Origin of the sequence: Aestuariirhabdus haliotis (assembly GCF_023509475.1) — a bacterium.
Classification (GTDB): Bacteria; Pseudomonadota; Gammaproteobacteria; order Pseudomonadales; family Aestuariirhabdaceae; genus Aestuariirhabdus; species Aestuariirhabdus haliotis.
Window position 1 is genome coordinate 26566 of the sequence record NZ_JAKSDZ010000037.1, and the last position, 6287, is coordinate 32852.

A 6287-nucleotide genomic window follows, 5' to 3' on the forward strand; every position below is an offset into this window, starting at 1 on the left:
AGGGCGGTCGCCACCTTACTGGCAGCAACACAAAGGAGGCGCCCAACTTCCCGCCAAGCAAACCCCCTTGGCACAATATCTCTTGCCAGACTAAATAGCGGCTTAGCTTCAATTCGCCTTTTCAGGATCATTACTGAATATTCCGGGTAACCTTGGGACTAGGACGGTTTCTCTCCCCGGGCGAGCATAGCCATAAAACGCTCAAAACGTTTCCGCCGGGTTTCCAGCTTTTTTGCGCTACCCAACCCATAAGCAATCACATAGCGACCCGACTTATTGAGCGTTTCAAAGTATTGCTTCGCTTGCGGCTGGCTGTCCAGTGCTGCAAGGAAATCCTCGGGGACTGTCATTTCGCTGGCCGAATAGGCCCGTTCCCACCGACCGTCCGCTTTGGCCGCACGGACATGCACGAGCCCTGATTCTTCCATCCGTCCTTCAGCGATCAAGCGCTCCGCATGCTCGCGATTTCTTTTTGACCAGTTACTGCGTGCCTTTCTGGGCGTAATGCGCTGCAAGTAAGCTTGCTCATCGATTGATTTCTTGATTCCGTCGATCCACCCCCAACACAAGGCCTCAACCACCACATCGTCCCAGGTTACGCTTGGAATTCCTGTGCCTTTCTTAAACAGCATCAGCCAAAGTTCGCTTTCAATCGCGTGATATTGCTCAAGCCACTGGCCAAGTTCTGCTGGCGTAGCAAAGGATAGTATTTTCTCTGGATCGGGTTCAGTCATAGGGATGGTTGTTTGGGTTTAAACAATTGCTTTTCAAAAAGATCAGGCTCAATAAGTCTGATCTTTTTGAAGTTTAAGGGATCTAGTTTAAGGAATCCGACCCTGATGCTTAACCCGATGCACTGAAGAGCTTATCGGACCACACAAGCAACAGGGGCGAAGCAGCTTTGGGATCTCTATATAAAGACTCAGTCGTACCCAGCTTCTGGATTCATGCCTATCTTTTCGGCTTCTGCAGAAATATATGGCCAATTGTTATCGCAAGCGGAATAACCTTCCATATAGCTATCCATATCCTTGGGTTTTAAACCCACCATTGATTCATTAAACGCCGGCAAACCCTCTTTACTTAACAAAGCATTCATCAACGTTTCTCTACCGGGCTCACCGGGGGAATAGCCGCCACCAAAGAAAGATCGATCAATACACTTTATAACACCCAGATATTTTGACAGCTGCTGATCGTCCATATCGCTTCGTGCAATGGCCGGTGTTGATAGGCAGGTGACAGACCACAGCACAGAAAAAAGCAATTTCTTCATTTTTTAATCCTTAGATTAGATGGGTCAATTTATTTTTATCAATGTTTATTTTACGCCGGTAACAGCATCGGATTTATAGTTGAGCCGTAGGCGGAACGAAAAAACTGTCGGTTTGCTTAGTCTTGTTAAGTTGCATTGCGCTGAACCACTTCGGGGAGCCAGATCAAGTCTGTCAGACCAACGTCAATACCGGACTGAGAAAATAATGTCGTAACTTGGCCTCGGTGATGCGCCTGATGATTAAAGAAGTGAGCCAGCGCCAACCAAAGCTCATATTGGAGCGGCTGTGGACTCACGATACTTGTATACCGAAGATTACCCCCCAATTCTTCTTCCGACAGTTTTTTGACAAATGACATTATCGACTCATCTGTATCGTTACGATCTTGCCGTAGAGCCGCGAATTCACTGTGAAGCTCTTGGTCTAAACTTCGAACGGAGAACGGGGCCCCAGTAAATCTCCCCATCCAGATTTTGTCCCCGACAAGAATGTGATTCAACGTACCGTGAATAGACTTAAAGAACGCACCACGGTCTAGCTTTCTCTCCGCATCGCTCATCTCCTTAGCACAGGCATAAATGCGCTTATTCATCCAGGAATTGTAGGAGGCCATATCTTGGGCGAGTTCGGGGGTCATGCTCGGAGCCTTTTGTGTAATTTAACGCCGCAAGGGAAGGCCGAAGGCCTGGAATGTAGGTCCAGCCCACGCAGTGGGCAGTGTTGCCTTGTTTTGTTATGCATTTTTTAGTTCATATATTAAGACAATTAATCCTATAAATACTGGAAACACTATTAGAGCTAGCTTTACACCTTTTTCATATTGTTTTTTTAGGTGCTCTCTGAGACGGGCTCTATCTTTAGCGGAAAGCTTATATCCACAGTGAGGGCAATTATCAGCCTCGTCATCAACTTTTAATCCGCAGCTTGGGCATGGCCCTTTTGGTTTTCGCTTAATGGCTACTTGGCCTGCTAAAGCTCCTAAATTATTCATTCCACTCCTTGTGCATAACGAAGCTGTAGAAAAACGATAACCGCTAAATCGTTATCCACAACCTGCATTCCTTTGTTTTCGATGCCAGTTATTTAACCAAATCCATTCAGCATAATCACCTCTTATGCGAGGAGATCGTGGTATTTCTGTTGATAGCTCTGTGACTAAACGATTGTTCCGTAATTCATTAGTTTTTCGATGTAATGGATCAGAGAGAACTGGTTAAGGGTTCTGAGCCCTTATGCTTTTATAAAGTAAGTTTTTGGCCCAGTATTCCGTGATGAAGCTCCGCGGGTTTCGCCCCGAAGACGACTTCATTTCTTTATTCGCCTGATAGCTGTCAAATGTCGGACCTGACCCCTTGGATGTGCTTGGATTGTTGTAGCGTGGCATTGGATACCTCATCTTTAGTTAGATGTTGGTATCCGTTAAAGCGGGTGAGGTTCACCAGTCCGTCAACATGCGCTTGTTAGTTGCTGTGCTTGATATTAAATATTTCATCCAAAACCTTTTCGCCTAGCTCAGTCGGTGCTAATTCATATGAGATTGAGCTATCGAAAGCATCTGAGCTTTGCTCCCAGTTAATGGCCTGAGACATAAGATCTTTAATGTCATCTACGAACATGGACATAGAATCATTGACTTCATAGGTATTGTAGTGTGTATTTTCGACCGTAATCTTACAGAGGCTTGCTAAGCCTTTTTCTATCACTGAATAAACTAACCGTTTTGCAATTTCTAACTGGTCAATGCTGCTACTGTCAGGGTATGCAATACGAACGTCACCAAGAACCTCGTAGAGTGGCACGCCGAAGTCAGTCATTTCAATCAACAAGGATCGTTCATCTTCTGACAATTTAAACTGGTCTAGATTCATGATCTGCAACTAACGCAGAGCTTAGCGGCGAGCTTGAGCGAGTCCACAGCCCACCGCGAAGCGGTGTATTTAGGGCTGTATTGCTACAGCGTTTTGTTAATGGTTTATTCAACCTCAGGATTGAATGTGTGTTCAGGGTAATACCTAAGTACTTTGTACATTTTTGGCACTCCTCGAACTGCCTCCACTTCCACGTCGACTAAATACGCTAACTCATGCCATGGTTTATCAAAGCTGGCAGGCGGATGTAACATATCTTCTTTAACTGCCAAATTTTCAAACACCACTTTCAAACTATTTTTGGAAATATCGTCAATAATAGCTCTGTTCCCAGTGTCTGAGTCGGTATCGAATTTGGCCTGATACCAGTACATGACTTTCATTTTGTGTATATGGTCTTCTGGCGTATCTAGCTGCTCAATCTTTTTTGCAACTTGGTTTTGAATCGCATTTGCTTCAGTAGAGTTAATAGTGAAATTATTAATTACAGTTCCGCCATCTGAAACATTAATATTCATTTGAGAGCCTTGGTCCTTTGCAACAGGCTCAACAAATTTATTCCATTCTTGTAGATCTTGCTTTGTGTAATCTTTCGGGGGAGTGTCTGATTTGCCTAAAAGCCATTTACATGTATCTTCTACAACTGACGCCCATTGAGCTAGAGAACCGCCTTCCCATAGAAGTGGGGCTATTGGCGCTGCCTGAGATACCAATTCGACGATAATTGAACCTTTTCTAACCTCTTTTATAAGAAGCTCAGAGCCAACGTCTAAATCTCTTTCAGTCTCAGATTCGATAAATTTATGGAATTGATGATTAAATGATAATAAAGAAAGCGATAGATCCTTTAGAGCTACCGGTTTTTCGTTATTAATCTTAATTTCCAGTTTTCGATCTAGGTCAATCTCTAAAATATTATTCATAGTTCCATTTGACCATTTACGCCTGTAGCACCAGCTAGTTTTAAGTTGATTGAGCGAGTAGCGAAAGCAGCTTAAAACTAGTCTGCGTGACTACCCTTGTTATGAGTTTTTACGTTATACCAACAAACTCTCTTACTATACGTATACCGTCCCACCATAAATATGCAGTTCCGCTACCACCACATGTAAAGCTCTCACTCCAAAAATTGTATTCAAACTTGGCGTAGAATGGTGCTATTAGATAAACACTTGTTTCAAGGTCATGCTCTGATTGATATGGATGTTTAATGTATATATGCATATCCACTTTGCTGTAGTACGAAATTTCCGGTTTGAGAAGTTCTAGACCGGATGGCTTAGGCGTATAGATCTTATCCGCTTCACCCAGACAATTCTCAGGTGTCTGCATTAAATCTGAGTTTACTACAGGTACAACGATCATCCACGAAACAAGATAAAGAGCAATTACCCCTGTAAAAATCCATTTAAGACTACGCTTCATGCGATTACTCATAACGCTTCAAGCAGCGACAGCCGTGCGCGAAGCGCGCTTTCAGCTGTCCAACCACGAAGTGGCGAGGCTGCCTTGACTTGTTATATTTTTGCACTGCAATACCCTGTAATGAACATGATTAAAGCAAACACCACAACAGCTGTAAGCGATACACCATATGGAATACGCCACCTCTTACCTCTGGCATTAAGGCCCTCACTGGTAAAAAACGGGTAAATAGGCCAAACAAAAAAATAGGGAAGAGTACGCCAGGTACTTGAGCCCGATTCTTCCTCATTGGTGAAAACCATAAAGGCACTTAAGAATAGCACCAGCATGAAGGCGAAAAGAATCCAGAAAAGGCTCTGCTCAAGCCCGTCCGAACAGTTATCAAGTGCAAGAATCAATTATCTCTCCGTAAACATAACGCCGTTACAGCGGTCAGGCGCCAGCGTGGTCCGGCGCACGAAGTGCGCGCACTGCTCAACCTTGTTATGACTTTGCACGCAATCTACCGCTTTAAGCGGCCTGTTTCTAATGTGCCATACATATTTTTAATAGCTTTTAATGCCGCAGAAAATACTAAAGGAAAAATTACGTAGATCATCAACCAGTAATCGATCAGATTAATTCCAGGAATTCTAAGCAACTGAAATGACGTATAAAGCAAACCTATAATTACAGGTATAGATAGTACCAACAACTTTATTTTGAAGGCTCTCGAAACATAAAAAACAGCCTTGCAAGCTTCACAAATAAATCGGTCGCTAATAATCGGAACGATTATTGATTTACTATCGCATTCAGGACACCGCCGTTTTAGCAATGAACCACCTCTAGTTATAACAGCTTAATCAAAAACCTATGACCTTATATCACTTTGGCTCTCCAACACCTGAAACCAAATGATGATCAACGGCGAAATGTTTAAATTATTAATACCTTATCAGATTATTCGTGAACCCGTCATTCGAGATACTGTGCCATCCCTGCTTTCTGGCTTGGCTCCTATATCCTGATGCGGTAGAAAGTAATCTATATATATCAACACGTTACAACTCACCCTTATTTGATCAAGAGAAAGGGTCTCTTATCTTGGCGATTTAACACATTTATACCTTCCAACAGCGCTGTATAAAAAACTGCACGATAAAATCATGAATGATACTCGCTGCTCAATACCGGAAAGACCCGTACGCTTTCTTGATCATTTTCGCTTGGACATCCGCCAACAAAGCCTGGCTTATTGAACCTCACTTCCAGGCAGACTTAACCCTCAATCCCTCAGCTAATTAATCGTTCAGGATTCGCCGTGGGACGAAGTCCATTGGCAGGCTCAAATTCTGGATGGAGAGTTTGTGAACCCTAAGGCCGGTTTCGTGAGTAACGGTGACAAACAGGAATGCTTTAATGCAGCGAAGAGCATGGACAGTCGAGAGCCACCTTTGCTTCGTTTCTTTGTCGCGCACAAAAAAACGAAGACACCTGTCAGGGGTTCCTCCCGACAAGCGAATGTCTTTACAGATTAAATGAAAGACGTTTTTCATGGAGAACAGGCACTGGATTGCACCTCTTGATCGCAACCCTGGCTTCCGCGATCTACCTACTTCCCTCGGGGATCGCTTCCGCCTTCCCTGGCTCTCGCGATCTGCCTACTTCCCCCGGGGATCGCTTCCGCCCTCCCTGGCTCTCGCGATCTGCCTACTTCCCCCGGGGATCGCTTCCG

Annotated in this window: 8 protein-coding genes; all 8 read right to left on the bottom strand. The window is 44.1% G+C overall.

Annotated elements, in window-relative coordinates; translation table 11 throughout:
* Window positions 1-158 precede the first annotated feature (158 nt).
* The 8 genes from MIB40_RS15635 to MIB40_RS15670 all read right to left on the bottom strand — a co-directional run bounded on the left by MIB40_RS15635 (window position 159) and on the right by MIB40_RS15670 (window position 4968).
* Complete coding sequence (locus MIB40_RS15635; protein WP_249696173.1) at window positions 159-734, bottom strand: YdeI/OmpD-associated family protein; 576 nt, start codon at window positions 732-734, stop codon at window positions 159-161.
* A 188-nt stretch (window positions 735-922) separates the two neighbouring features.
* A complete protein-coding gene (locus MIB40_RS15640) occupies window positions 923-1276 on the bottom strand; it encodes a hypothetical protein (protein ID WP_249696175.1) in 354 nt (117 codons plus the stop codon).
* Window positions 1277-1401: 125 nt separating this feature from the next.
* Window positions 1402-1914 (bottom strand): DinB family protein, encoded by a 513-nt coding sequence (locus tag MIB40_RS15645; RefSeq protein WP_249696177.1) that lies wholly within the window; start codon window positions 1912-1914, stop codon window positions 1402-1404.
* A 96-nt stretch (window positions 1915-2010) separates the two neighbouring features.
* Window positions 2011-2268, bottom strand: a complete 258-nt coding sequence (locus MIB40_RS15650) for a zinc ribbon domain-containing protein (RefSeq protein WP_249696179.1) — start codon at window positions 2266-2268, stop codon at window positions 2011-2013.
* 469 nt (window positions 2269-2737) lie between these two features.
* Entirely contained in the window at window positions 2738-3145 is a 408-nt protein-coding gene (locus MIB40_RS15655; protein WP_249696181.1) for a hypothetical protein, read from the bottom strand.
* Between the two features lie 104 nt (window positions 3146-3249).
* Window positions 3250-4068 carry a hypothetical protein gene (locus MIB40_RS15660; protein WP_249696184.1) on the bottom strand — a complete coding sequence of 273 codons (819 nt, stop codon included), beginning with the start codon at window positions 4066-4068 and terminating at the stop codon, window positions 3250-3252.
* Window positions 4069-4177: 109 nt separating this feature from the next.
* Entirely contained in the window at window positions 4178-4570 is a 393-nt protein-coding gene (locus tag MIB40_RS15665; protein WP_249696186.1) for a hypothetical protein, read from the bottom strand.
* A gap of 92 nt (window positions 4571-4662) precedes the next feature.
* Entirely contained in the window at window positions 4663-4968 is a 306-nt protein-coding gene (locus MIB40_RS15670) for a hypothetical protein (protein ID WP_249696188.1), read from the bottom strand.
* Window positions 4969-6287: the final 1319 nt, after the last annotated feature.

Excerpts from the sequence above, each read along its gene's own strand:
- MIB40_RS15635 (WP_249696173.1), bottom strand. The coding sequence starts at position 734 with ATGACTGAACCCGATCCAGAGAAAATACTATCCTTTGCTACGCCAGCA.
- MIB40_RS15640 (WP_249696175.1), bottom strand. The coding sequence starts at position 1,276 with ATGAAGAAATTGCTTTTTTCTGTGCTGTGGTCTGTCACCTGCCTATCA.
- MIB40_RS15645 (WP_249696177.1), bottom strand. The coding sequence starts at position 1,914 with ATGACCCCCGAACTCGCCCAAGATATGGCCTCCTACAATTCCTGGATG.
- MIB40_RS15650 (WP_249696179.1), bottom strand. The coding sequence starts at position 2,268 with ATGAATAATTTAGGAGCTTTAGCAGGCCAAGTAGCCATTAAGCGAAAA.
- MIB40_RS15655 (WP_249696181.1), bottom strand. The coding sequence starts at position 3,145 with ATGAATCTAGACCAGTTTAAATTGTCAGAAGATGAACGATCCTTGTTG.
- MIB40_RS15660 (WP_249696184.1), bottom strand. The coding sequence starts at position 4,068 with ATGAATAATATTTTAGAGATTGACCTAGATCGAAAACTGGAAATTAAG.
- MIB40_RS15665 (WP_249696186.1), bottom strand. The coding sequence starts at position 4,570 with ATGAAGCGTAGTCTTAAATGGATTTTTACAGGGGTAATTGCTCTTTAT.